A 25661-nucleotide genomic window follows, 5' to 3' on the forward strand; every position below is an offset into this window, starting at 1 on the left:
GGCTGCGATCTTTTGGCTTTGTTTTTTTAGAACAGGATCAAAAGATCGCAGCCTTCGGCAGCTCCTACATTGGGGACTGGTTTAACTGCAGGGCACAAAAAAGCACCCCGCAGGGTGCTTCTTTTTAAACGCTCGGACGATTACTGAGCAGGCTCATTCTGCGACAGAACCAGCTTGCCTTCCTTGTCGACCGGAATCTGGTTGCCCGGATCACGATCCATCCGCACCTTGCCTTCCTTGCCATCCAGCGAATAACGCACGTCGTAACCGACAACTTTGTCACTGATGTCATTCACCGTGTTACAGCGAGTCTGCGTGGTGGTGTAGGTATCGCGATTCTGCATACCTTCCTGCACCTTGTTACCGGCATAACCGCCACCAACCGCACCGGCCACGGTGGCGATCTTCTTGCCAGTACCGCCGCCGACCTGATTACCCAGCAAACCACCCGCTACCGCGCCAATCGCGGTACCGAGGATCTGGTGTTGATCCTTGACCGGCGCCTGGCGGGTCACGGCTACATCCTTGCACACTTCACGTGGAGTCTTGATCTGTGTTTTGACCGGTTCAACAGCCAGTACTTGCGCATACTCAGGGCCGCTTTTAACCAGGCTGTAGGTGGCAACAGCACCCCCGGCAGTCACACCGACAGCACCCAATACCGCACCAACCAGCAACGACTTGTTCACATGAACCTCCTGACCATCACATGCGGGACGCGCCCGCGCTTCTCCCAGCCTTGGAGCATAAAAAAAGGCGCGAGTTCAACTCGCGCCTTTTTCGGCTGACAGCGGGGGAAAACGATGGCCGTTATGGACGGTCGTCGACTTCCTTCTCGGTGTTGACCGGAGGAATCAGATCCTCAGTGGTCAGGTTCAGCCAGATCAGCACCACGTTAGCGATGTAGATCGACGAGTAAGTACCCGCCAGAACACCGATAAACAGGGCGATGGAGAAGCCGAACAGGTTGTCGCCACCGAAGAACAGCAGTGCCGCGATCGCCAGCAAGGTGGAGATCGACGTCGCCATGGTGCGCAGCAGGGTCTGAGTGGTCGAGATGTTGATGTTCTCGATCAGCGTCGCCTTGCGCAGCACGCGGAAGTTCTCGCGAACCCGGTCGAATACCACGATGGTGTCGTTCAGTGAGTAACCGATGATCGCCAGCACCGCCGCCAGTACCGTCAGATCGAAAGTGATCTGGAAATACGACAGGATGCCGATGGTCACGATCACGTCGTGGATCAGCGAAACAATGGCGCCGACCGCGAACTTCCACTGAAAGCGGAAAGCCAGGTAGATCAGGATGCCGCCGAGCGCCAGCAGCATGCCGAGGCCGCCCTGGTCGCGCAGCTCTTCACCGACCTGCGGGCCGACGAACTCGACACGCTTGACCGTTGCCGGATTGTCGCCGCCGACCTTCAGCAGCGCTTCCGCTACCTGATGGCCCAACTGCGGGTCTTCACCCGGCATCCGCACCAGCAGATCGGTAGTCGCACCGAAGCTCTGCACGACGGCTTCGTGATACCCCGAAGTCACCAGTTGCTCGCGCACCTTGGTGACATCGGCCGGACGCTCGTAGGTCAGCTCGATGAGCGTACCGCCGGTGAAGTCCAGCCCCCAGTTCATGCCCTTGGTGAAGACACTGAACATAGCCAGCAGGGTGAGGAATACTGTGACGCCGAACGCGAAGTTGCGAACGCCCATGAAGTTGATTGTACGTAACATGGCAGCCCCTTAAATCCACAACTTCTTGAAGTCACGTCCGCCGAAGATCAGGTTGACCATTGCGCGGGTCACCATGATGGCCGTGAACATCGAGGTAAAGATCCCGAGGGACATGGTCACTGCGAAGCCTTTGACCGGGCCGGTGCCCATCGCAAAGAGAATCCCGCCAACCAACAGAGTTGTCAGGTTGGCGTCGAGAATCGCAGTGAATGCCCGGCCGAAGCCTTCGTTGATTGCGCGCTGCACGGTCATGCCGGCGGCGATCTCTTCGCGGATCCGCGAGAAGATCAGTACGTTGGCGTCAACCGCCATACCCATGGTCAACACGATACCGGCGATACCCGGCAGGGTCAGCGTTGCACCCAGCAGCGACATCAGCGCCAGCAGCAACACCATGTTCACCGACAGAGCGACAGTGGCGATGATGCCAAAGAAGCGGTAGATGGCGATGATGAACAGCGACACGAACAGCATGCCCCACAGCGATGCATCGATACCTTTGGTGATGTTGTCAGCACCCAGGCTCGGACCGATTGTGCGCTCTTCAGCGAAGTACATCGGCGCTGCCAGACCACCGGCACGCAACAGCAGCGCCAGCTCGGACGATTCGCCCTGACCGTTCAGACCAGTGATGCGGAACTGAGCACCCAGCGGCGACTGGATGGTCGCCAGGCTGATGATCTTCTTCTCTTCCTTGAACGTCTGCACCGCGACGTCTTTCTCGACGCCATTAACCATTTGCTTGGTGTAAGTGGTGACCGGACGCTGCTCGATGAAGATCACTGCCATGCTGCGACCGACGTTCGAACGAGTCGCGCGGCTCATCAACTCACCACCGTGACCATCCAGACGGATGTTCACTTCAGGTGTGCCGTGCTCGCCGAAACCGGCCTTGGCGTCAGTCACCTGGTCACCGGTGATGATCAGGCCACGCTCGATCTGCGCAGGTGGACGGTTGCCCTCACGGAATTCAAAGCTCTCGGAAGTGGCTTTCGAAGCACCCGGCTCTGCAGCCAGACGGAACTCAAGGTTGGCCGTCTTGCCCAGAATACGCTTGGCTTCGGCAGTGTCCTGCACGCCTGGCAGCTCAACCACGATGCGGTTGGCGCCCTGACGCTGAACGATCGGTTCGGCAACACCCAGCTCGTTGACGCGGTTACGTACCGTGGTCAAGTTCTGCTTGATGGAGTATTCACGGATTTCCGCCAGCTTGGCCGGGGTCATCGCCAGACGCAGCACCGGTTGACCGTTGAGGTCGGCCGGAACAATGTCGAAATCGTTGAAGTTCTTGCGGATCAGCGCACGGGCCTGTTCGCGGGAATCTTCATCGCTGAAGCCCAACTGAATGGCACCGCCCAGTTGCGGCAGACTGCGATAGCGCAGCTTCTCTTTACGCAGCAGGCTCTTGACGTCGCCTTCGTAGACTTTCAGGCGTGCATCGAGGGCTTTATCCATGTCCACTTCCAGCAGGAAGTGCACACCACCGGACAAGTCCAGGCCCAGCTTCATCGGGTGCGCGCCCAGATTGCGTAGCCATTGCGGGGTGGTCTGTGCCAGGTTCAGCGCGACGACGTAGTCATCACCCAATGCCTTGCGCACAACGTCTTTTGCCGGCAGCTGGTCTTCAGCTTTGGCCAGACGGATCAGACCGCCCTTGCCGTTGTCCGCCAGCGTGGCAGCCTTGACGTTGATCCCGGACTCTTTGAGCGCGGTGCTTACGCGATCCAGATCGGCCTGATTGACCTGCAGTGCCGTGCTGGCGCCACTGATCTGAATGGCCGGGTCATCGGGGTATAGATTGGGAGCGGAATAAATCAGACCGATCGCCAGCACCGCCAGGATCAGAATGTATTTCCACAGAGGGTATTTGTTCAGCATCACGCCGCCCGTTATGAACGCGGGGCGCCTTGCGCGCCCCGTCGATTGAGTAGAAGTTGGAACCTTAGATCGCTTTCAGCGTGCCTTTTGGCAGCGTGGCGGCGATGGCGCCTTTCTGGAACTTCATTTCCACGGTGTCGGAAACTTCCAGAACCACGAAGTCATCGGCCACTTTGGTGATCTTGCCGGCGATGCCGCCGGTGGTGACCACTTCGTCGCCCTTTTGCAGGCTGCTCAGCAGGTTCTTCTGCTCTTTGGCGCGCTTGGCCTGTGGACGCCAGATCATCAGGTAAAAGATGACCAGGAAGCCGACCAGGAAAATCCACTCGAAGCCGCCGCCCATTGGGCCGGCAGCAGCCGGTGCAGCTGCGTCAGCCATGGCATTAGAGATAAAAAAGCTCATTTAGCACTCCAGTTGCAAATGTTGAATCTTGGGGTCAGAAAACTCAGTCCAAAGGCGGAACGGGGAGCCCGCGTTTGGCGTAGAAGGCATCGACAAAGGCGGCCAATGTACCCTGTTGAATAGCCTCGCGCAAACCAGCCATCAGCACCTGATAATGGCGCAAGTTATGGATGGTATTGAGCATGCTTCCCAGCATTTCGCCGCACTTGTCCAGGTGATGCAGATAAGCGCGGGAGAAGTTCTGGCAGGTATAGCAATCGCAGGTCGGATCCAGCGGCGAATCATCATGGCGATGGAACGCGTTACGGATCTTCAGCACGCCTGTATCAATGAACAGATGCCCATTGCGGGCATTACGGGTTGGCATCACGCAATCGAACATGTCCACACCGCGGCGCACACCCTCAACCAGATCTTCGGGTTTGCCAACGCCCATAAGGTAACGAGGTTTGTCAGCCGGCATCATGCCCGGCAGATAATCCAGCACCTTGATCATCTCGTGCTTCGGTTCGCCCACCGACAAACCACCGATGGCCAGACCGTCAAAGCCGATCTTGTCCAGACCTTCCAGCGAGCGCATGCGCAGATCCTGGTGCATGCCGCCCTGAACGATACCGAACAGCGCCGCGGTGTTTTCACCGTGGGCGTTTTTCGAACGCTGAGCCCAGCGCAACGACAACTCCATCGACACACGGGCGACGTCTTCGTCAGCCGGGTACGGCGTACATTCGTCGAAGATCATCACGATGTCGGAACCCAGATCGCGCTGAACCTGCATCGACTCTTCCGGGCCCATGAACACTTTCGAGCCATCGACCGGAGAGGCGAAGGTCACGCCTTCTTCCTTGATCTTGCGCATCGCGCCCAGGCTGAACACCTGGAAGCCGCCGGAGTCGGTCAGGATCGGGCCTTTCCACTGCATGAAATCGTGCAGGTCGCCGTGCGCCTTGATCACCTCGGTGCCAGGACGCAGCCACAGGTGGAAGGTGTTGCCCAGAATGATTTCTGCGCCAGTGGCGACGATGTCACGCGGCAACATGCCCTTGACCGTGCCGTAAGTACCGACCGGCATGAAAGCCGGGGTCTCAACGGTGCCACGCGGAAAGGTCAGACGACCACGACGGGCCTTGCCATCGGTGGCCAGGAGCTCAAAGGACATGCGACATTCGCGACTCATTCTGTTTCCTCTGGGCCTGTTTGTTTAGGGGCAGTAGGTGCGGGATTACGGGTGATGAACATGGCATCACCGTAGCTGAAAAAGCGGTAACCGTTGTCGACGGCGGCCTTGTAGGCGGCCATGGTTTCGGGATAACCGGCGAATGCCGAAACCAGCATCAACAGCGTGGATTCCGGCAAATGGAAATTGGTGACCAGGGCATCAACCACATGGAACGGCCGGCCCGGGTAGATAAAGATGTCGGTATCGCCACTGAACGGCTTGAGCACGCCATCGCGCGCGGCGCTTTCCAGCGAACGCACGCTGGTGGTGCCAACGGCAATCACTCGACCGCCGCGCGCACGGCACGCAGCGACCGCATCGACCACGTCCTGGCCGACTTCCAGCCACTCAGTGTGCATGTGGTGATCTTCAAGCTTCTCGACGCGCACCGGCTGGAAAGTACCCGCGCCCACGTGCAGCGTGACGAATGCGGTCTCTACGCCCTTGGCCGCAATCGCCTCCATCAGCGACTGATCGAAATGCAGCCCCGCCGTCGGCGCTGCCACCGCGCCCAGGCGCTCGGCGTACACGGTCTGATAACGCTCGCGATCCGAGCCTTCATCCGGGCGGTCTATATAAGGAGGCAGCGGCATGTGCCCGACGCGATCAAGCAGCGGCAACACTTCTTCAGCGAAGCACAGTTCGAACAACGCGTCGTGACGCGCAAGCATCTCGGCTTCGCCACCGCCGTCGATGAGAATCTTCGAACCCGGCTTCGGCGACTTGCTGGAGCGCACATGGGCCAGCACGCGATGCGTATCGAGCACCCGCTCGATGAGGATTTCCAGCTTGCCGCCGGACGCTTTTTGTCCAAACAGCCGCGCCGGAATCACCCGGGTATTGTTGAACACCATCAAATCGCCCGGGCGCAAATGCTCAAGCAAATCAGTGAATTGACGGTGTGCCAAGGCGCCGCTCACCCCATCCAGGGTCAACAGGCGACTGCCGCGACGCTCGGCCAAAGGGTGGCGAGCGATCAGCGAATCAGGGAGTTCGAAGGTAAAGTCAGCAACGCGCATGATGGGGTTCGTCTAGCAGGGCCGGAAAGTCTAGCGGAAATATCGAAAATTGACCATGAAACGTGATTGACCAACGGTAATCTCATCTCTATACTTCGCCGCCATTGAGCCCTGATGGCGGAATTGGTAGACGCGGCGGATTCAAAATCCGTTTTCGAAAGGAGTGGGAGTTCGAGTCTCCCTCGGGGCACCAAAATTAAGAAAGGTCTTGCTTAGCAAGGCCTTTTTTTTCGTCTGCAATAAAGCCCCCCTTCACTCATTTGCCACCAGCTCACCTACGATCAGACTGGCCGTGCGTTGAAACCGGACGAAAGTGTTGATCACTAAAAGCGAAGATTTCTAAAACCCTAATCACAAGTTCAAAGCCTGCTGGCGATTTCTTCCCACATGTAGTCGTAGTTATATTTCAGCCAACGGACCAGCAACTTGTCGAACTGCCTGCGTAACCAGTTACGCTGCCGCGCCGCGAGCCTTTCCTCGATCTCTGCCCTTAGCCAGTCAGGGTCAAAACCCGTCCAGACAGTGGGTAAAACCGCTGCAATATTCGTAAAGCACACTGGCGCGACTTCTGTATAAAAAATCTCGTAAAGCACCGTTGGATCGACGCCTTTGAGCTGACGTGCGACGTAGTCGTAATCAGTTGGAAAATGGTTGAAAGGCTCGGACAGTGCGGCTCTGACGTTTGTCAGTTGTGGTTCAGTCAGAAAATGTCCCAATGCGAAAATTCCTCCTGCTCCTCATCTAGCGAGTCCGCGACCAGTCCTCTCGCTACAGTCGGCGTAGCAGTGACTCAGGTGTCGGAGTTGGAGGCAGGCTCAGCTTGAGCACGCCTTCCAAACAACCGCTCAGCTATCTGCCGACCTCGCTCCATGCCCTCCGCCGTCAACCAGATCGACTTGTTCCTGTTCACCGGGTTGCTGATGAATCCTTGTTCATGCAATCGATTCATGATTTCGAAGTCGAACCCTTTCCAGGCATTGCCGTCGTCGGAACTGAGCGCTGCCAACAGGGCAAGCACAGCTTCTTCCATCAGTTTGTCGTCGTATTCCATGGTCGTCGCTCCGCTTGTATCCAAGAGTTAACGTCGAGTTGTCAGGGCTCACCATAATACTCGCCGATCTCCGGAGGGAAATGGCGTTCGATCCAGTAAAGGTTACTGATCTGTTTCAGCGTGACCAATCTCACCCCGGGCTGCACTTGTTGATCCCTCTCCGTATAATCACGTCCATCTGAAAACAGCCCGCCATCTTTCTCTGAAGGACATCGCTCAAGGCACACCATGGAAACGTCACTGGAAACAGTCGCCCTCTTCTCCCTCAAACTCGCTTACGAGGAAGAAGGCCTGAGCCCGATTTTGCGGGACGACATGGTCATGGGTGATTATCAGAAAGACGTGTTCGAGCTGCTGGTGCGCCGTGGGGATGTGCAGACCATTCAATTCAAGATGAATGAGTGCCTGGGTTTGGCGATGAATGCATTGGGCGGTGTCGAGAAACCGCTGGGGCGCGAGCTGCACAAGCTGTCAGCCGATTTCAGCCAGGCGCAGTCGCTGGAGCAGCTTGATCAGCCGCTCCTCGCGCTCAAGGGTTACTTGAAAGACATTCTGTGACTGACCGCCCCGAGCGTTCTTACAACAGATGCTTTGAGATGTACTTCGAAATCTCGACCATCGAAGTCTTCCCGGTGAATTCGAATTTCACCTTCCCCAGCGACGAAAAGTAAATCTCCAGCTCCGAATCCAGATCGAACGTCCCTGATGTCTCCACGGAGTACGCGACGATGTTTTTGTACGGCAGCGAAGTGAAATCCTTCTTGCTGCCGGTAATCCCCTGGACGTTGACGGCGATGATGCGTTTGTTGGTAAACACCACGCCGTCGCGCATGGCCTTGTAGGAGTCGATCACTTCCTCCCCGTCCAGCAACAGGGCGGTGACGCGCTCGGCGTATTCATTGTTCTGCTTGAGTTTGAAGAAGCCTTTGTTGTTGAAGTCGATCATCTGTTTATCCCTTTATTCAAGAAAACATCCAAGTGTTGACGCAACTTAACGTCGGGCTTTCAGCACCCGAATATCCGTCGGAAACCCATCCGCACCGACAATATTCTTCCATGCCAGATACTGAAACTCGCCTCTTTCATCGATGTAGTCACCCTTCTCCACCGCTCGGCCACCCATGATCGCCACGCGCTTTACCTCCCCACAACCGCCATCCGAAGGCCTGACCGTATAAATCACATACGGCTTCACATACTGCGTCGCGCGGAAGTATTGGCCGCAGACTTCGTCGACGGTGATCAGCATGGTTTTCAGGCGTGCTTCGCCTTCGGTGTCTTCGTGCAGTTTCAGGAAGGAAATGTCACCGACGTCGCTGAAGCCGAGGGAGCGCGCGCGTTGGTATTCGGGGGAGTTCTGGTGGGCGATCCGACCTTCCTGCACGCCACGTTCCATTCTGCCGGCGAACTCGGCTTTGCCTTGGGCGATCATCGCCTCGGCCTGGGCGGCGACGTTTTCGCATTGGGCGAATTCGGCGGAACCCACGTGATCGGGAGTCAGGTTCGAGCGGTGCTCATTCATGGTTCGCAGATTGCTTTCCAGAGCAACCATCATCTCGTAGGCACTGGTTCGACCGCTCTGCACGTCGGCCAGTTTTCCCTGCACTTGCTGGCAGTTGCCGGCGTAATACTTCCAGCTGTTTTCCGGGTGTTCTTGCCAGGCGGCGAATGCCGGGGTCAGGGAAAAGCCCAGAGTGAGTGCACAAAACAGGCGCAAGGTTTTAGTGATTGCAGGCATGTGTAGTCCGTTACGAGGATAAGGGCAGTGGCGTGACGCTACTATTTTGATATCTTGCCGTCCACTTTCGCTGGAGGCGCACCAACCGCCTCTGCTATCGCGCACTCAGGAATGAATCAATGGATGCTTTGTTGTGCTTGCTGGTAATGGCCGGAACCTGGACGTGGGTCGTGAAGCAACGGGGTGAGTGGAATTTGTTACTTGCCAACCTTGCCGGTGCCGGAAGTGCCGTGGTGACTGGAATCGTATTCACGCTGATTTACGGTGGGGTCATTGGCACGACGATGGCGACGTCAAACCTGGATCGCAGCCTGGTGGTAATCATGAACAGCGCCGGGGTGTTGGCGGGTGTATGGATGTGGGTTGCCCATCGCCGTCAACCGGAGCATCCGGTCGCACGTCAGTTGCTGGGCGCACTGTGTGGTTTCGCCGCCGGATTTACCACGCTGGCGTTCCTTGCAGTGAATTATTTCCCCGGTTCTTGATAGCGCAGCGCTTCGATTTTGATATCTTGCCGTCCATCTTCAGGGCTCATCATCTGCTGCGCACTGTTTTCAGGTTTTTGAAGGTTTAAGGAAAGGATCGAATGGATTTTCTGCGTTTTCTGGCGTTTGTCGCGGCCTGGGGTTTCATGTGGCGCTGGGTGGTGAAGAACCGCGGTAGCTGGAATATTTTCTACGGCAACATTGTTGGCGCTGCGGGTGGTTTCATTGTTGCGATGGTGGTGCTGTCGATCACTTTATCGCTGTTTCCTTCTTCGCATGACTACGAGGCGGCGCAGGCTGAAAACACGCAGGTCGCCGAGCCGACCTCCCTATTGCCTGAGGCCGAGTCAATCACGCCCGCCGCTGAGCTGAAGGATGCGCCGGTTTTTGCTGCCATCGAGCCGGACGACAAGCCCTCTCCCGCCGACTCCGCATTGCTGCCGAACTACGCCAACCGGGCGCCGAAATCAATCGGGTTACAGACCGTGCTGGATCAAAGCGACTATCAGGGTCGCATGGCCCTGGCAGCGCTGAACAAGAAATTGCGCGGCGACGCACAGGCCGACAAGTCGATGATCGCGTATGTCATGTGCAGCCCGTTCGTGACCAGCACGTTGCGCTTTCCCAACTCGGCGCGCTTTGCTGACAGCAAAGGCCTCGTCAGCCATCGCTTCAAGGATCAGGTCTACACCTTCAGCAACACCGTCACCGCGCGCAACATGAACGGCGACGATGTGAAATACCGTTTCGATTGCTCCGTGCAGGAGCAGCCGAGAGTTGATGCGATTCCTGCCGAATGGCGCCTGCTGGGCCTGAAGCTGCAAAAAGCGGACTCTTAAGTCTCACTTAAGCGTTCAAGGCGCCGGCTGCGCTATCATCGCCGGCCTGTGCGCCTTGAGCTTTGTCCCCGGATGTCCCCAACACTTGATGAGCTGACCCCGTTGCCACCTGTTCTGGCTGGCCCGTTGATCCGACGGCTGGAGCCCAAACGCCTGGTACTGTGGCTGGTTGCTACACGCCCGCTGTCGCTGACCATGCGCTTGCAGGCTGTAGGAAACATTCCTCTCGATGCCGAGAAATGCGCAGTCATTGCCGTGGGCAGTCGAGCGTTCGTTCATCTCATCGATGTCAGACTCGAAAACGCCCTGCCCCTCGACGAATTTATCGACTACGACCTGCTGATTGATGACCAGGACGGTATCGCCGATTGGGCGCCGCACCTGTTGTATGGCGGCGCTACGTGTCCAAACTTCGTCGTGCGCTCGCGCATCGATCAGTTGCTCCACGGTTCCTGCCGCAAGCCGCATCACCCGGCGGTGGACGGTTTGCTCTGTGTCGATCAATTGTTGGCCGCCGAAACCGATTCACAGCAACGCCCGGCCCTGTTGATGATGAGCGGCGATCAGGTCTACGCCGATGACGTTGCCGGGCCGACGCTACGGGCGATTCATGCCTTGATCAAGCGCCTCGGCCTGTTCGACGAACACCTCGAAGGTGCCGTAGTCAGCGACAGCGCCAAGCTTTACGAACACCCGGCCAGTTACTACCACCGCGCGGATTTGTTACCGGCGCTGGAGAGCAACGAGACTCTGCGTGAGCGATTTTTCGGCGGCGCGCGTAAGCCGATTTTCACCAGCAGCAGCGCCGACAATCACCTGGTAACGTTTGCTGAAGTCATGGCGATGTACTTGCTGGTGTGGTCGCCGGTCGCGTGGACACTGATCAATCCGACAGCGCCAACGCTCACGCCCGAACGCCTCAAGCGTTACACCCTCGAACAAACTCGTATCGACGCCTTCAAGGCTGGCCTGGGCAACGTCGCCCGAGCACTGGCGCATCTGCCGAGCCTGATGATTTTCGACGACCACGACATCACCGATGACTGGAATCTGTCCGCGCAATGGGAGGAAACGGCCTACGGCCATCCGTTCTCCAAACGCATCATCGGCAACGCACTGATCGCTTATATGCTGTGCCAGGGATGGGGCAACAACCCGGATGCCTTCAAGGATGTACTGGAGAAAACCCGAGGTCTGATCGCCAGCGGCGATGATCACTACCTCGACAGCCCGGTACAGGACGATCTGATCGATGACCTGCTGCGCTTTCAGAACTGGCATTTTGTGCTGCCGTCCAGTCCCGCGCTGGTAGTCCTCGACACTCGTACTCGACGCTGGCGCAGCGAGTTGGCGCTCAAGCAACCGTCGGGGCTGCTCGACTGGGAAGCCTTGAGCGAGTTGCAGCAGGACCTGCTTGATCACCCGTCAGCAATCATCGTTTCGCCCGCGCCGATCTTTGGCGTGAAGCTGATTGAAACCGTGCAGAAGATCTTCAGTTGGCTCGGTTATCCACTGCTGGTCGACGCGGAGAACTGGATGGCCCATCGGGGTGCGGCGCAGGTGATCCTGAACATCTTCCGACACACGCGTACGCCAGGTAACTACGTGGTGCTGTCCGGCGATGTGCATTATTCCTTCGTCTACGAAGTGCTTATCCGACACCGCAAGGCCGGCCCGCGGATCTGGCAGATCACCAGCAGCGGCATCAAGAACGAATTTCCGCCGGCGCTGCTGGAATGGTTCGACCGGCTCAACCGCTGGCTCTACTCACCGCGCTCACCCCTGAACTGGCTGACCAAACGCCGGCGCATGCGCATCGTGCCGTACACGCCGGAACACGCCGAAGCGGGTGAGCGGTTATGGAACTCGGCGGGGGTTGGGCAGGTGTTTTTCAATGAGCAGGGGCAGCCGCGAGAGATCATTCAGCACAATTCGAATGGCGCGGCGAAGACGCGGATGCTGGCGCCGGATTTGACGGACTATCCGGACTGACGCACGACCCTTTTCCTACACTGAGGCTGCCACATGACGACAGTGTGATGGCTATTCAGGGTTCGCGACCGAGGATAGGGATTACAACTTTCTCAGAAACGTCTGCAGAATTCTTGAGTGATACTGAAGTTGCTCGCAAAAAGCCCATTTGCGAAACAACCACTGGTAGGTATCACCTTGTCATCATGTACTCATTTCTGTACGTTCTTTGCATCCAGCGAGGACTACAACATGCAAACCATCAACTACACCACAGCCCGTGCACACTTGGCAGAGACGATGGATCGGGTCAATGAAGACCGAGCACCACTTCTGGTAACCCGTCAAAAAGGTGAACCTGTCGTAATGATGTCTCTGACTGAGTACAACGCACTCGAAGAGACAGCCTACCTGCTGCGCTCTCCGGCCAACGCCGAGCGGTTGATCAAATCGATTGGCGAAATGCGCGCTGGAAAAGCCAAAGTCAGGCAATTGATCGAAGAATGAGAATCGAGTTCACGCCCATAGGCTGGGAAGACTACTTGTGGTTTCAGCAGAACGATAAGGCCGGGCTCAAACGTATCAATCTGTTGATCAAAGCAATCCAGCGCGAACCGTTCGAAGGAGTAGGTAAACCTGAACCGCTCAAGCACAACCTGAGCGGCTTTTGGTCACGACGAATAACTGCCGAGCATCGTTTGTTATATAGGATCGAAGGCGGAGAAATTTGCGTCATCACCTGCAAATACCACTACTGATCACTCGCTCAGTCTCTACCCAACGCCCGCCCGACACCTCTGACAATCATCTCCACCTCCCGCTCATCAATCGTCAGCGGCGGCAGCAGCCGTATGGTCTTGCCGCGTGTGACGTTGATCAGCAGCCCATGATCCCGCGCAGCGATCAATGTGAGATCGCGAATTGGCTGTTTCAACTCGATACCGATCATCAATCCCTGCCCGCGAATCGCCAGCACATTGGGGTTGTCCGCCAGTTCTGCGCGTAACCGAGCCAGCAGACGCTCACCCTGGACCCGCGCATTTTCCAGCAAACCCTGCTCTTCGATGATATCCAGCACCGTGCATCCCACCCGACAGGCCAGCGGATTACCGCCGAACGTGCTGCCATGGCTGCCCGGCGTGAACAGATCTGCCGCCCTACCCCGCGCCAGGCAAGCGCCGATGGGTACGCCGTTGCCGAGTCCTTTGGCGAGCGTCATCACGTCCGGGACGATGCCTTCATGCTGAAACGCAAACCACTGGCCGGTGCGACCGATGCCGGTCTGGATCTCGTCGAGCATCAGCAGCCATGCATGCCGACTGCACAGTTCACGCAGGGCTTTGAGGTAATTGGGCGGCGCCAGTTGCACGCCGCTTTCACCTTGAATCGGCTCGACCAGAATCGCCACGATCCGCTCACCGTGCTTGCGCTGAATGTTCTCCAGTGCTGCGAGATCACCGAATGGCACTTTGACAAAATCCCCCGGCAGCTCATTGAAGCCCAGGCGTACTGCCGGGCCGTCGCTGGCAGACAACGTACCGAGTGTGCGGCCATGAAACGCGTTGGCCATCACCACCACCAGCGGCTGTTCGATACCTTTGCGCCACCCATACAGCCGCGCGAGTTTCAGCGCGGTTTCGTTGGCCTCGGCACCGGAGTTATTGAAGAACGCCCGCTCCATCCCCGACAACGCAGTCAGCCGTTTTGCCAGTTGTAGCTGCCAGTCGATGCTGTACAGATTGGAGGTATGCAGCAGCAATCCCGCCTGCTCGCTGATCGCCGAAACGATCCGCGGATGCGAGTGGCCAACGTTGGTTACCGCGACCCCGGCAACCGCATCCAGATACTCGCGACCGGCCTGATCCCACAGTCGGGTGCCCAGGCCCTTGGTGAAACTCAGGGCCAGCGGTTGGTAGGTGTTCATCAGGGCGGCGGTCATGACTTCAAACTCCAGTGAAGGTCGGTGTGCTTGCAGTATGGTTAGCCACCAGAACTGGATAAACTCGGCAGAACTTCAATCATTTAAAAGCAGAGCTTGATAATGGATCTGTTTCAGTCGATGAGCGTCTACGTCAAAGTTGTCGAAGCGGGGAGCATGACCGCGGCCGCGTTGCAGTGCGATATGTCGACGACGATGGTAGGCAATCACCTGCGAGCCCTGGAGCAACGGCTCGGCGTGCAACTGCTGCAACGCACCACCCGGCGCCAGCGCCTCACCGAGTTCGGCAGCGTTTACTACCAGCGTTGTCTGGACGTGTTGGGGCTCGTGGCGGACTCCGAACGACTTGCCGAACAGGCCCTTGATGAGCCGCGTGGCATCCTGCGAATTACCGCTCCCCTGACCTTCGGCGTTGAACGCATGGCTCCGGCGCTCAGTGAGTATTCCCTGCAATGGCCGCAGGTCAAACTCGACGTGGTGCTGACCAACAGCCGCCCGGACCTTATGGAAAACGGCCTCGATGTCGCCTTCCGGCTGGGAAACTTCGAGCAGTCCAACCTGATTGCGCGGCCATTGATCGACTACACCCTGACGGTCTGCGCATCGCCGGACTATGTGGCACGACGCGGCATGCCCCTCACACCGCAAGACCTGCAACAGCATGACTGCCTGTCCTTCGCCTACCCTACCGGCGACGATTGGCAATCAGTGGAAAAGCGCTGGCGCCTCAGTGGTCCGGACGGAGAAATCATGGTCGACGTCAGCGGCCCGATGCTGATCAACAGCTCCGCCGGCTTGCATCAGGCCGCACGCACCGGCATGGGCATCGTGATGCTGCCTGACGCGCTGGTGGAACAGGACCTGCGCAACGGCAAACTGGTCACGGTCATTCCCGACTACCAACCGCCCAGTCGCCCATTGCACTTGCTCTACGCCCCGGATCGCTATCGACTGCCGAAGCTGCGGCGCTTTGTCGAATTCGCGATGAAAGCATGGGGCAGATCCTGACGACGGACGCCCGAAGCAGACTCAAATCAACGCAGGCAAAGGACTCGACAGCCAATGAACAACGCACTCACCGTACGCGATCTGCAACCCGCCGAAGTGGAATCGGCAAGGCGCTTTTTAGGCCTGCATGGCTGGGGACATCGCACGGGCGCCGCCGAATATTTTGCCCAACTGATCCAGAACTCTCAGCGTACTGCCGTCGCCTTCAAGGACGGGCAAATCATCGGTTTCGCCCGTGGCATCACTGACGGTTTATCCAACGGTTACCTGTCGATGGTGGTGGTTGACGGCCAACATCGGCGCGAAGGCGTTGGCCGCGCACTGGTCGAACATGTGATGGGCGACACCCCCGATATCACTTGGGTGCTGCGTGCCGGCCGTGAAGGTGCGGAGGCGTTTTTCGCCAGTCTGGGTTTTGAGGCGTCGGTGATTGCCATGGAGCGCCCACGCTTGAAACAGAGCGAGCACTGAGCAAAGGGCAAAAAACTCGACCGGCAGACTGTTGCTCCGTGACAACGCTGCCCCGCTCCCCTAAATTAGTCGACCTGAAAAAGCCCTGTGCTTGCTCATCTCCACTCAAGTTAAAAAGTAGTGAAATTTCAATGTCCGATTTCAACACCGCTGAATCCGTAGTCACCGAATCGTCCAAAGCGGAATACGAAAACTCCATCAATCTTTCACAACACCTGCCACAAGCCAAAATCATCAGCGAGATGGTGCTGGACGCTTTTCAGTCGACCCGCGAAAGCGACCAGATCCGCGAACTGCGCACCGCGATCCGTCAGGCACACGACCGCTTCGACGACGACAAGGCTTACGAACTGATGGGTGAACTCAAGGCCCTGAAGGACGCCGAAGCTGCGGACATTGCCGCGCTTGAAGACCTGAGCAGCAAGTTCTCGATCGGCCGAATCCTGTCCAGCTTCAAGGACGATCCGGCGTTCCAGGAAATCGTTTACGGTCTGGCGCTCAAAGTGCTGAACCATACGCATCTGGCGATCAGCAACCCGAGCGGCGGCAAGAGCAAAGCGGCACGGGCGAAGAAAGAAGTCGAAATCTTCACCATCAGCAAGGACGGCAGCAGCGTGACCCTGCCACTGCGCACGCCACGTTCGCGCCTGAGCGTTGATCGTGAAGCGCTGGAGTTCCTCGGTTTCACCTTCGTCGGTGAAGGCGAAGAAGCCGAAGTCGACGGCGAAACGTTCGTCGACAACGCTGGCACTGAACACGCGGTCAACCGCAAGAACATCATCACCGCCCTGCAACAGCAGACCGCGTTCGATGGCTACAGCATCGCCGCGCAGTAATACGGCAACGCTGACAGAAAAGCCCCGCACTAAGATTCAGGCGGGGCTTTTTGTTTTCCGGCGGGCGGGTTATGCGTCGGCGTGCAATGCCGCAATCATGTCGACTTCGATCGCCGCGTTCTTCGGCAACTGATAGACACCGACCGTGGTGCGCGTGTGCCGCCCGGCATCGCCGAGTACATGACTGAACACATCCGATGCGCCGTTGGCCACCTCGCTCAGGTCAACAAAGTCTGGGGTGGACTTCACGTACACCGTGACCCGCAACAACGCCCGGATCTTGTCCAGCGACCCCACCGCATCGACGATCAACGCCAGACAGCGCATCGCACTGATGCTGGCAGCGGCCTGCGCATCCTTGAGGGTCAACTCCAGGCCAACGCGACCGGGGTACTGAATCTTGCCATGGGTGCGCGGCACCATGCCGCTGATGTACAGCTCATCGTGATGTCGGATCAGCGGCGCGTAATTGCCGCCGGCGGTGTTCTCGCCGTAGATGTCGTAGTTGAGCTCTTGTGCCAGGGCAATGAAGCGTTCGTCGCAGGTCATCCTCTCTGTCATTTCGCCCAGCCTTTTGATTGATGCGTGAATAACAGTCGAGCACCTGAGGAATGGCGTGGCGCAATCACTGTCGTGGCTGGATCCAAATCTAGGGGGTTTACTCCGATACCGCAACTAACCCTGTAGGAGCTGCGGCACGCTGCGATCTTTGGATTTTGATTGTAGTTTTAAAGATCAGGATCAAAAGATCGCAGCGTGCCGCAGCTCCTACAAAGGTATCGCGTCGAAATGGCCTCTGCTCGCGATTGCCGACGCCTCGATCACCGAAAGCCAGCCAACAAAAAACCCCGCCTATCTCTCGATAGACGGGGTTTTTCTTGAAGCTTCGAAACCTTACGGCGCGTACGTCAGCAGCAGCTCGCTCGGCACCTTGAAGTCCAGGGACATCATGACGCTCAACGCGGTGATGGTGAAGATCGAGAACACGAACAGCTTGCGTGCCCAGACTGTGTCATCCACTGCCTTGTAGCCGGTCCAGGCCATGTACAACCAGTACATGCCCATGGCCGCGGCGACGGCGAGGTAGCTCATGCCGGCGTAGCCGCTGAAGGTCAGCATCAAGGTCGCCACGAGGAACGCCAGGATGTAGAGCAGGATGTGCTTCTTGGCCACTTGAATCCCGCGCTTCACTGGCAACACCGGAATCGATGCGGCCAGGTAATCGTTGAAGCGGAAGATCGCGATGGCGTAGGAATGCGGCATCTGCCACAGGCTGAACATCACCAGCAGGACCAGCGCGGCCATGTCGAAGCTATTGGTTACGGCGACGTAACCGATCACTGGCGGCATGGCGCCCGACAGACTGCCCACCAGCGTGCCGTGAACCGACTTGCGCTTGAGGTACAGGCTGTAGAAGCCGACGTAGATCACGAAGCCGATTACCGCGAACAGGGCGGCCAACGGGTTGGCCACCTTGTACAACAATGCAACGCCGAGAACACCAAGGATGGTCGCGTAGACCAGGGCCAGTTTCAGGGAGATCAAGCCCTGGACCAGCACCCGGTTTTTGGTGCGTTCCATCTTCAGGTCGATGTCGCGGTCGATGCAGTTGTTGAACACGCAACCGGAGGCTACAACCAGGGAGGTGCCGATCATGGCTGCCAGAAACACCGCCAGATCGACATGCCCTTTCGAGGCCAGGAAGAACCCGCCTGCCACAGAAAGCACGTTACCGAAAATGATCCCCGGTTTGGTGATTTGGATAAAGTGCTTGAGCGACATCGGGTCTACCTCACTTCGCCATCATGTACGTGTGGATGCTGAACATGATCCACAGCGACAGGCCAACCAGCAGCACGATCACGATGGCCGTGAAGACAAACGCGATCACGTTGTTACGCTGAGCGATGGAACGGTCCAGGTGCAGGAAGTAATACAGGTGAACAATCACCTGGATCACTGCGAACAGCAGAACGATTGCCAGCGTCGTCGCCTTCGGCAGGCTCGGGTACATCACCAGGCCGAACGGGATAACGGTCAGGATCACCGACAGGATGAAGCCAATGGCGTACGACTTTACGCTGCCGTGGCCAGCATCATGGCTGTCATGGGAGTGTGCATTAGCCATTACAGAGTCCCCATCAGGTAAACAACGGTGAATACGCAGATCCACACCACGTCCAGGAAGTGCCAGAACAGGCTCAGGCAGCTCAGACGGGTCTTGTTGGTCGCCGTCAGGCCGTGCTTGTTGACCTGGTACATCATGATGCCCATCCAGATCAGACCCGCGGATACGTGCAGACCGTGGGTACCGACCAGGGTGAAGAACGCGGACAGGAAGCCCGAACGGCTAGGACCGAAGCCCTCGGAGATCAGCAGGTGGAACTCGTTGATCTCCATGGCGATAAAGCCGGCGCCGAGCAGGAAGGTCATGAACAGCCAACCCAGAACCTGCTGCTTTTTACCTTTGAACAACGCCAGCATGGCGAAGCCGTAGGTGATCGAACTGAACAACAGCAGAGCGGTTTCGCCCAGCACGTATGGCAGTTCGAAGATTTCGTGGCCCGACGGGCCACCGGCAACGTTGTTTACCAGTACTGCGTACACCGCGAAGATCGACGCAAACAGAATGCAGTCGGTCATCAGGTAGAGCCAGAAACCGTATACGGTCATCTCGCCCGAGTCGTGGTGATGGTCATCGTGCCCATGTTCACCATGGGCGTGTCCGGCATTGGTCACTAAATTCGACATGGTTTAAGCCTGTTCCAACGAGGTTTCAACACGGGTGGCACCGGCCGGGATTTTCCCTGCCGCAACCAGACGCTTGTGCTGCTCGGCTTCGATGCGCTCGATCGTTTCAACCGGAACCATATAGCCCTGATCGTCACGTGCAGCGTGGATCACGAAGTAGACGACAGTGCCTACCAGGCTCGCGATTGCCAGCCACCAGATGTGCCAGATCATTGCGAAACCGAAGACGGTCAACAGTGCGCCCATCACCACACCAGTAGCGGTGTTGTTCGGCATGTGGATCGGCTCGTACTTGGCCGGACGCTGGTACGCAGTACCGTTTTCCTTGGCTTCGGTGAACGGATCGATGCAGTCAGCCTTAGGCAGCACAGCGAAGTTGTAGAACGGAGGTGGCGACGAGGTCGACCATTCCAGGGTATGTGCATTCCACGGGTCACCGTGATCGCAAACGTTCTCTGGCTTGTTGCGGTCACGCACCGACACGTACAGCTGGATCAGCTGGCAAGCGATACCGACAGCGATCATCACCGCACCGAACATGGCAACGTACAGGTACGGTACCCACTCAGGGTTGGTGGTGGCGTTCAGGCGACGGGTCATGCCCATGAAGCCCAGTGCATAGAGCGGCATGAACGCGACGAAGAAGCCCGAGATCCAGAACCAGAACGCTGCTTTACCCCAGCCTTCGTGCAGCTTGAAGCCGAACGCTTTCGGGAAGTAGAACGCGAAACCTGCGATGTAACCGAATACCGCACCGCCGATGATCACGTTGTGGAAGTGCGCGATCACGAACAGGCTGTTGTGCAGAACGAAGTCAGCACCCGGGATGGCCAGCAGTACGCCGGTCATGCCGCCGATGGCGAAGGTCACCATGAAGCCCAGCGTCCACAGAACCTGGCTGGTGAAGCGCAGACGGCCCTGGTAGATGGTGAACAGCCAGTTGAATAGCTTCACACCCGTCGGGATGGAAATCAGCATCGTCGCCAGACCGAAGAAGGCGTTGACGCTCGCACCCGAACCCATGGTGAAGAAGTGGTGCAGCCAAACCATGAAGCCCAGTACCGAGATCGCGCCCGAAGCGTAGATCATCGAGTGGTGGCCGAACAGTTTCTTGCCGGTGAACGCCGAGATCACTTCCGAGAAGATGCCGAATGCCGGCAGGATCAGGATGTATACCTCAGGGTGGCCCCAGGCCCAGAACAGGTTGACGTACATCATTGGATTGCCACCAAGTTCATTGGTGAAAATGTGGAAATCCATGTAACGGTCGAGGGTCAGCAGTGCCAGGGTAGCGGTCAGGATCGGGAACGAAGCCACGATCAGGACGTTAGCCCAGGTGCAGGTCCAGGTGAAGATCGGCATGTCCATCAGCTTCATGCCAGGGGTACGCATTTTCAGCACGGTGGCCAGGAAGTTGACCCCCGTCAGCGTCGTACCTAACCCGGATAGCTGTAGCGCCCAGATGTAGTAATCCATCCCCACGCCAGGACTGTATTGCAGGCCCGACAGCGGTGGATAAGCAACCCAACCGGTCTTGGCGAATTCGCCGACGCCCAGGGACAGGTTGATCAGCACAACGCCGGATACCAGCAGCCAGAAGCTCAGGGAGTTCAGGAACGGGAACGCAACGTCACGCGCGCCGATCTGCAGCGGCACTGCAAGGTTCATCAGGCCGGTGAAGAATGGCATCGCCATGAAGATGATCATGATCACACCGTGAGCGGTGAAGATCTGGTCATAGTGTTCAGGCGGCAGGTAGCCAGGCGAACCTTCCGTGGCCATGGCCAACTGGGTACGCATCATGATGGCGTCGGCAAAACCGCGCAGCAGCATGACCATGGCGACGATGATGTACATCACGCCGATTTTCTTGTGGTCGACCGACGTCAGCCACTCGGTCCACAAGTAAGTCCACTTTTTGAAGTAAGTGATTGCAGCGAACAGCGCCAGACCACCGAGGGCGATCATGGCGATGGTCACCATCACGATCGGCTCGTGGAATGGGACTGCTTCCCAACTTAATTTACCAAACATCGTTTACTCCTCTGCCCCGGCAGCTGAATGCGAACTCGAGTCAATTTCCGTGGCCGCCACTTCTTTCTCTTTCTTCTCGTGCTTCAGCGGCTTGCCCGGCTTCATACCTTCGTACTTGTCGACGATGATCTGGAACTGGTTCGGCGTGACCGAGGAGTAGAGTTCGACTGGGTTGTTCTGGCTCGGCTTGGCAAGGGCTGCGTATTCAACCTGATCAAGCTGTTTAGGTGACTTCTTGACTTCACTTACCCAGGCGTCGAAATCTTCCTGAGTGGTGGAGATAGCTTTGAACTTCATGCCGGTGAAACCCGCGCCGCTGTAGTTGGCGGAGATACCGTCCATTTCAGCGTTGCGGTCAGCGATCAGGTGCAGCTTGGTCTGCATGCCCGCCATCGCGTAGATCTGGCCGCCCAGGCCCGGGATGAAGAACGAGTTCATCACGGCATCGGAGGTGATCTTGAAGTTGATTGGCGTGTGCGCCGGGAACACGATCTTGTTGACCGTGGCAATGCCTTGTTCCGGGTAGATGAACAGCCACTTCCAGTCCAGCGCGACCACTTCGATGGTCACAGGCTTGACGTCGGATTGAATTGGACGATACGGGTCCAGTTCGTGGGTCGAAATGTAAGTGATGTAACCCAGGGCGATGATGATCAGCACCGGGATGGTCCAGACCGCCACTTCGATTTTGGTCGAGTGCGACCATTTCGGGGTGTAGATGGCGTCTTTGTTGGAGGCGCGGTACTTCCAGGCGAACAGGAAGGTCATGACGATGACCGGCACCACAACCAACAGCATCAGCAGGGTCGCGGTGATGATCAGGTTGCGCTGTTCCAGGCCAACCTGGCCCGTTGGATTGAGCAAGGTCATGTTGCAGCCTCCCAGCAACAACGTGCCGAGCAGCGGCACTAGGCCTAGTAATCTGGGGTACCTGTTTTTACTCATCTCACGACCTCTAAAGCAGCTTGCGCAATGCAGTTGGGTTTTGATCGCCAACACTTCACCCTGCCAAGGGTTGGCATTTTCTTTGGATTGAATAAGGGCCGCCCGTCGCGCGTCAGACGCTCGACAAAACCTGGGACAGCGGTCAGTTCTTATTCGAATTCGTGGTCAAAGGCCTTGTTACAGACCAATTCCATTTGGTGCGGAAAGTTGGAAGGCACCGACACCTGGGTGTCTTGAAAGCCTCACGACTTACTCGACACCCGACTTCCTGCTCGCCTCCTTAATAAAGGCTGAACAGTGCCGGGAATTCAGTGCGGGCGATTGTAGATAGGTAGCGCCCTATACACCATGTCTTATCCCGAAATAATTTTTATCCGTTCGAGCAACAATCCATCGCCATTTTTGCAAAAGTGCCGCATGTTATCGAAATCGATTCTCAACAAAAACACCAAATTTTGTAGGTGTACACGCCTCAGTTCAGACAGCTCCGAAGGCATTTCCTGAATGCCGGATCAGCGCAAAGCCCGATACCCCAAGGCTTCTGGCCATTTGCCTGCGCTTGTTAAAACTGCTTGATCTGGCACACGCGTGCAAAAGCCAAAATTCAATGAAACAGACCAATCCTTTTTTGTAACAGCGCACCAATCCGTGTCGCTGCGACGGCCTGCGACACGGTCTGTGTGACAACATGTCGCACATCTGCCGCACCCTCCCTTGCCGTTCGTCACGGTGTTTTCACAAACACCCTGAAATGCAAAACGCCCCGATTTGCTGAACCGCAAATCGGGGCGTTTTCTGTATCGGCCAATCAGCCGAATAGTTGACTCAGCGCAGTGCTTTTCGGTTACGCGAGGTCAGCAGTGGCACCAGAATCACCACCAGCACGAACGCCACCAGCGCCCATTGCGCCAGCGACAGACCGAGGATCGGCGGGTACGGGGTCGAGCAGAAACCGTCGACCTGAAAGCCCAGCGGGAAGATCTTCGCCAGCGGCAGATCATCGACAATCGGCTGCAACACGTCGATACCGCAGCTCACTGCCGGATAGAACTGGGTGTACACGTGATGCCCCGCCACGCCGGCGCCGGCAATCGCGCAAATCACCACCAGCGCTTCGAACACGGTGATGCTGCGCTTGGTTCGCATGGCCGCGCCGATGAACGCGAACAGCGCGATCAGCAGCAACGCATAGCGCTGCAAAATGCACAGTGGGCACGGCGCCTCGCCGAGCACGATCTGCATGTACAGTGCGCCACCGATCAGCGCCAGGCAGATGATGCCCAGCAGCACCAGAAAGCGCCGCTCACGTCCCAGTCGAATCGTTTCCTCGCTCATCGCGTTTCCCTTATATGTCCATGGTTCAGCTGGCCGGCGGCTGCGCTTGCAGTTGCGCCATCAGGCTGATGTTGTCTTCGATATGCCAATTGGCCGCAATGCGACCGTTGTCGATCTGATAGATATCGGTTGCCCGGAAGTCTACACGCTGCCCCTGCCCTTTGAGAGCCTTGAACGTGCCAGTGAAATGCCCGCGAAAGTGCAAATGCACTACCACGCGATCACCGGCGACGATCATTTGCTCGATCTCGCAACTCAAGTCAGGCACCGCCGTGCGAAAAAACTTCGACGCCAGCAATGGCCCGGTCGGCCCCTGCACCCGACCTTCGGGTGGGGTCTTGTCGACAAATTGCGGCGACAAGGCGGCGGTGGCCAAGGCCTCTTCACCGCTGTTCCAGAAACTGCCATAACGCCGCGCCGCCAGCTCCATGGCTTGCGCCTGTGCCTTGGGCAGGCTCTGATCGACAATCAGGGTCTGCGGTTTGATCAAGGCCGATTCGGCAGAGGCAAACGGACTGGCCAGCAAAGCGGCCGACAGGCCCAGAGCGGCAAGGCTGAAATGACGGGACAAGGTGAGGTGCGACATTAGGGCGATCCTGATCAGGTAAACGAACGAGCGCCTATCATCAGCATCGGGGAATAAACGATAAACCGGTTAAGAAACGATTAACCTTTAAACACTTTTTACGAATCAGGATCGTGTAACGGCAATCGCGAGCAGGCTCGCTCCCACATTGGATCTGCGTTGAACACAAATCCTGTGGGAGCGAGCCTGCTCTCGAATGAAGGCGACGCGGTTTCAGATCACTCCAAAGCAGCAGCCGGCCCGAAGAACTCATACCGGCTCTGCTTCTCCGGCACACCCAGTGCTTTCAAATGGCGCTTGATCGCCCCCATGAAACCTTTCGGCCCAAGGAAGTAAGCGTCGACATCACGCTGCGCCGGCAGCCACTCGCCGAGCAACTCCTCGCTCAACATCCCGACCTTGTCCGCCGCCGGGCTCACGCCGTCATCTTCGGCATAGCAGTAGAAACGCTTGAGCTGTGGATGACGTTCGGCCAACTCATCGATCCAGTCGCGGAACGCGTGGACGCTGCCATTGCGCGCGCAGTGGATAAAATGCACCGGACGCTCAGTCTCCAGCGCCGCTTCCAGCATCGCCAGCGTCGGGGTGATGCCGACACCGCCACTGATCAGCACCAGCGGCTTGTCGCTGGCGGTCAGGATGAACTCACCCGATGGCGGGAACAGCTGAATGCTCGCGCCGACATGCAGTTGATCGTGCAAATAATTGGAGGCTCGGCCCCCCGGTTCGCGTTTGACGCTGATGCGGTACTGACCGTTGTTCGCCAGTGCCGACAGCGAGTAGTTGCGGCGGATTTCTTCACCGTCGAGGATCAGCTTCATACCGATGTACTGACCCGGCTCGGCTGCGAGGATCGGGCCTTTGTCCGCTGGCTCGAAGTAGAACGAAATGATTTCCGCGCTCTCCTCGACCTTGGCCGCCACAATGAACTCCCGCGCCCCGCGCCAGCCGCCGACGGCTTGCTCTTTCTGGTCGTAGATGGCGGTTTCGGCGCCGATCAGGATATCAGCCAGTTGCCCGTAAGCCGCGCCCCAGGCACTCATCACTTCTGGCGTGGCGATCTCTTCGCCGAGCACTTCGGAGATGGCGCGCAGCAGGCAGGCACCCACAATCGGGTAGTGTTCCGGGAGGATTTGCAGAGCTACGTGCTTGTTGATGATCTTCGCCACCAGATCGCCCAACTGGTCGAGCTGATCGATATGCCGCGCGTACATCAACACGCCGTTGGCCAAGGCACGCGGTTGGTCGCCGCTGGCCTGGTGGGCCTGGTTGAACAACGGGCGGACTTCCGGGTATTCGGCGAGCATCATGCGGTAGAAGTGGGTAATCAACGCTTCACCACCGCTTTCCAACAGAGGCACGGTGGATTTGACGATGGCACGATCCTGGACGCTAAGCATAAGGTTGACTCCTGAGCTTCATTTAAAA

At 57.6% G+C, this 25661-nt stretch carries 29 protein-coding genes and 1 tRNA gene; 10 read left to right on the plus strand and 20 right to left on the minus strand.

Annotation, left to right across the window (positions count from 1 at the left end):
• Window positions 1-140: 140 nt before the first annotated feature.
• The 6 genes from IAI51_RS07880 to queA all read right to left on the minus strand — a co-directional run bounded on the left by IAI51_RS07880 (window position 141) and on the right by queA (window position 6244).
• A complete protein-coding gene (locus tag IAI51_RS07880; RefSeq protein ID WP_187677955.1) occupies window positions 141-689 on the minus strand; it encodes a glycine zipper 2TM domain-containing protein in 549 nt (182 codons plus the stop codon).
• 121 nt (window positions 690-810) lie between these two features.
• The gene (gene secF / locus IAI51_RS07885; RefSeq protein ID WP_187677956.1) at window positions 811-1725 is read right to left on the minus strand and encodes a protein translocase subunit SecF; all 915 of its coding nucleotides are present in this window, start codon (window positions 1723-1725) and stop codon (window positions 811-813) included.
• A gap of 9 nt (window positions 1726-1734) precedes the next feature.
• Entirely contained in the window at window positions 1735-3603 is a 1869-nt protein-coding gene (gene secD / locus IAI51_RS07890; protein WP_187677957.1) for a protein translocase subunit SecD, read from the minus strand.
• Between the two features lie 64 nt (window positions 3604-3667).
• Complete coding sequence (gene yajC, locus IAI51_RS07895; protein WP_007916913.1) at window positions 3668-4006, minus strand: preprotein translocase subunit YajC; 339 nt, start codon at window positions 4004-4006, stop codon at window positions 3668-3670.
• 43 nt (window positions 4007-4049) lie between these two features.
• Entirely contained in the window at window positions 4050-5165 is a 1116-nt protein-coding gene (tgt, locus tag IAI51_RS07900) for a tRNA guanosine(34) transglycosylase Tgt (RefSeq protein ID WP_170947342.1), read from the minus strand.
• Window positions 5166-5179: 14 nt separating this feature from the next.
• Window positions 5180-6244: a tRNA preQ1(34) S-adenosylmethionine ribosyltransferase-isomerase QueA gene (queA, locus tag IAI51_RS07905; protein WP_187677958.1), complete on the minus strand. Its 1065-nt coding sequence runs from the start codon at window positions 6242-6244 to the stop codon at window positions 5180-5182.
• Window positions 6245-6352: 108 nt separating this feature from the next.
• Between queA and IAI51_RS07910 the strand changes: the two genes are divergently transcribed.
• A tRNA-Leu gene (locus tag IAI51_RS07910) sits at window positions 6353-6437 on the plus strand.
• 166 nt (window positions 6438-6603) lie between these two features.
• Here the strand turns inward: IAI51_RS07910 and IAI51_RS07915 are convergent.
• Window positions 6604-6960 carry a hypothetical protein gene (locus tag IAI51_RS07915; protein ID WP_187677959.1) on the minus strand — a complete coding sequence of 119 codons (357 nt, stop codon included), beginning with the start codon at window positions 6958-6960 and terminating at the stop codon, window positions 6604-6606.
• 74 nt (window positions 6961-7034) lie between these two features.
• Window positions 7035-7295 (minus strand): DUF6429 family protein, encoded by a 261-nt coding sequence (locus tag IAI51_RS07920; RefSeq protein ID WP_187677960.1) that lies wholly within the window; start codon window positions 7293-7295, stop codon window positions 7035-7037.
• A 228-nt stretch (window positions 7296-7523) separates the two neighbouring features.
• Here IAI51_RS07920 and IAI51_RS07925 point away from each other — a divergent pair, with 228 nt between their 5' ends.
• Window positions 7524-7853, plus strand: coding sequence for a hypothetical protein (locus IAI51_RS07925; RefSeq protein ID WP_187677961.1), 330 nt, complete (start codon window positions 7524-7526; stop codon window positions 7851-7853).
• 19 nt (window positions 7854-7872) lie between these two features.
• Here the strand turns inward: IAI51_RS07925 and IAI51_RS07930 are convergent, their stop codons facing one another.
• Both IAI51_RS07930 and IAI51_RS07935 read right to left on the minus strand, forming a co-directional pair.
• Window positions 7873-8241 (minus strand): PH domain-containing protein, encoded by a 369-nt coding sequence (locus tag IAI51_RS07930; protein ID WP_187677962.1) that lies wholly within the window; start codon window positions 8239-8241, stop codon window positions 7873-7875.
• Between the two features lie 45 nt (window positions 8242-8286).
• Window positions 8287-9033 (minus strand): hypothetical protein, encoded by a 747-nt coding sequence (locus IAI51_RS07935; protein WP_187677963.1) that lies wholly within the window; start codon window positions 9031-9033, stop codon window positions 8287-8289.
• Between the two features lie 119 nt (window positions 9034-9152).
• Between IAI51_RS07935 and IAI51_RS07940 the strand changes: the two genes are divergently transcribed.
• The 5 genes from IAI51_RS07940 (at window position 9153) to IAI51_RS07960 (ending at window position 13086) form a co-directional block, all read left to right on the plus strand.
• A complete protein-coding gene (locus IAI51_RS07940; RefSeq protein ID WP_187677964.1) occupies window positions 9153-9518 on the plus strand; it encodes a hypothetical protein in 366 nt (121 codons plus the stop codon).
• 101 nt (window positions 9519-9619) lie between these two features.
• The gene (locus IAI51_RS07945) at window positions 9620-10357 is read left to right on the plus strand and encodes a hypothetical protein (protein ID WP_187677965.1); all 738 of its coding nucleotides are present in this window, start codon (window positions 9620-9622) and stop codon (window positions 10355-10357) included.
• Window positions 10358-10429: 72 nt separating this feature from the next.
• On the plus strand, window positions 10430-12349 hold the full coding sequence (locus tag IAI51_RS07950; protein WP_187677966.1) for an alkaline phosphatase D family protein: 1920 nt from the start codon (window positions 10430-10432) through the stop codon (window positions 12347-12349).
• 231 nt (window positions 12350-12580) lie between these two features.
• Window positions 12581-12835, plus strand: a complete 255-nt coding sequence (locus tag IAI51_RS07955; RefSeq protein ID WP_187677967.1) for a type II toxin-antitoxin system prevent-host-death family antitoxin — start codon at window positions 12581-12583, stop codon at window positions 12833-12835.
• Window positions 12832-13086: a Txe/YoeB family addiction module toxin gene (locus tag IAI51_RS07960; protein WP_187677968.1), complete on the plus strand. Its 255-nt coding sequence runs from the start codon at window positions 12832-12834 to the stop codon at window positions 13084-13086. The genes IAI51_RS07955 and IAI51_RS07960 overlap by 4 nt, the downstream gene beginning before the upstream one ends.
• Before the next feature lie 8 nt (window positions 13087-13094).
• Here the strand turns inward: IAI51_RS07960 and IAI51_RS07965 are convergent, their stop codons facing one another.
• A complete protein-coding gene (locus IAI51_RS07965; protein WP_187677969.1) occupies window positions 13095-14267 on the minus strand; it encodes an aspartate aminotransferase family protein in 1173 nt (390 codons plus the stop codon).
• A 102-nt stretch (window positions 14268-14369) separates the two neighbouring features.
• Here IAI51_RS07965 and IAI51_RS07970 point away from each other — a divergent pair, with 102 nt between their 5' ends.
• From IAI51_RS07970 to IAI51_RS07980, 3 genes are all read left to right on the plus strand, one after another.
• Window positions 14370-15275, plus strand: a complete 906-nt coding sequence (locus IAI51_RS07970) for a LysR family transcriptional regulator (protein ID WP_187677970.1) — start codon at window positions 14370-14372, stop codon at window positions 15273-15275.
• 54 nt (window positions 15276-15329) lie between these two features.
• Complete coding sequence (locus IAI51_RS07975) at window positions 15330-15746, plus strand: GNAT family N-acetyltransferase (RefSeq protein WP_187677971.1); 417 nt, start codon at window positions 15330-15332, stop codon at window positions 15744-15746.
• A 131-nt stretch (window positions 15747-15877) separates the two neighbouring features.
• The gene (locus IAI51_RS07980; protein WP_187677972.1) at window positions 15878-16582 is read left to right on the plus strand and encodes a hypothetical protein; all 705 of its coding nucleotides are present in this window, start codon (window positions 15878-15880) and stop codon (window positions 16580-16582) included.
• 69 nt (window positions 16583-16651) lie between these two features.
• On the opposite strand, the gene IAI51_RS07985 is transcribed toward IAI51_RS07980, so the two are convergent.
• From IAI51_RS07985 to hmpA, 9 genes are all read right to left on the minus strand, one after another.
• Window positions 16652-17143, minus strand: a complete 492-nt coding sequence (locus tag IAI51_RS07985) for a RidA family protein (protein ID WP_187677973.1) — start codon at window positions 17141-17143, stop codon at window positions 16652-16654.
• A gap of 333 nt (window positions 17144-17476) precedes the next feature.
• A complete protein-coding gene (cyoE, locus tag IAI51_RS07990) occupies window positions 17477-18364 on the minus strand; it encodes a heme o synthase (protein WP_187677974.1) in 888 nt (295 codons plus the stop codon).
• A 10-nt stretch (window positions 18365-18374) separates the two neighbouring features.
• Window positions 18375-18710 carry a cytochrome o ubiquinol oxidase subunit IV gene (cyoD, locus tag IAI51_RS07995; RefSeq protein WP_007916940.1) on the minus strand — a complete coding sequence of 112 codons (336 nt, stop codon included), beginning with the start codon at window positions 18708-18710 and terminating at the stop codon, window positions 18375-18377.
• Complete coding sequence (gene cyoC, locus IAI51_RS08000; RefSeq protein ID WP_187677975.1) at window positions 18710-19333, minus strand: cytochrome o ubiquinol oxidase subunit III; 624 nt, start codon at window positions 19331-19333, stop codon at window positions 18710-18712. Before cyoC ends, cyoD begins: the two co-directional genes overlap by 1 nt.
• Before the next feature lie 3 nt (window positions 19334-19336).
• Window positions 19337-21367, minus strand: a complete 2031-nt coding sequence (gene cyoB / locus IAI51_RS08005; RefSeq protein ID WP_042560959.1) for a cytochrome o ubiquinol oxidase subunit I — start codon at window positions 21365-21367, stop codon at window positions 19337-19339.
• Between the two features lie 3 nt (window positions 21368-21370).
• Window positions 21371-22312, minus strand: coding sequence for a ubiquinol oxidase subunit II (gene cyoA / locus IAI51_RS08010; RefSeq protein WP_187677976.1), 942 nt, complete (start codon window positions 22310-22312; stop codon window positions 21371-21373).
• An 825-nt stretch (window positions 22313-23137) separates the two neighbouring features.
• Window positions 23138-23647, minus strand: a complete 510-nt coding sequence (locus IAI51_RS08015) for a disulfide bond formation protein B (RefSeq protein ID WP_187677977.1) — start codon at window positions 23645-23647, stop codon at window positions 23138-23140.
• A gap of 25 nt (window positions 23648-23672) precedes the next feature.
• Complete coding sequence (locus tag IAI51_RS08020; RefSeq protein ID WP_187677978.1) at window positions 23673-24233, minus strand: ester cyclase; 561 nt, start codon at window positions 24231-24233, stop codon at window positions 23673-23675.
• A gap of 218 nt (window positions 24234-24451) precedes the next feature.
• Window positions 24452-25633 (minus strand): NO-inducible flavohemoprotein, encoded by a 1182-nt coding sequence (gene hmpA, locus IAI51_RS08025; protein WP_187677979.1) that lies wholly within the window; start codon window positions 25631-25633, stop codon window positions 24452-24454.
• Window positions 25634-25661: the final 28 nt, after the last annotated feature.

The organism is Pseudomonas sp. N40(2020) (genome assembly GCF_014472415.1).
Taxonomy (GTDB): Bacteria; Pseudomonadota; Gammaproteobacteria; order Pseudomonadales; family Pseudomonadaceae; genus Aquipseudomonas.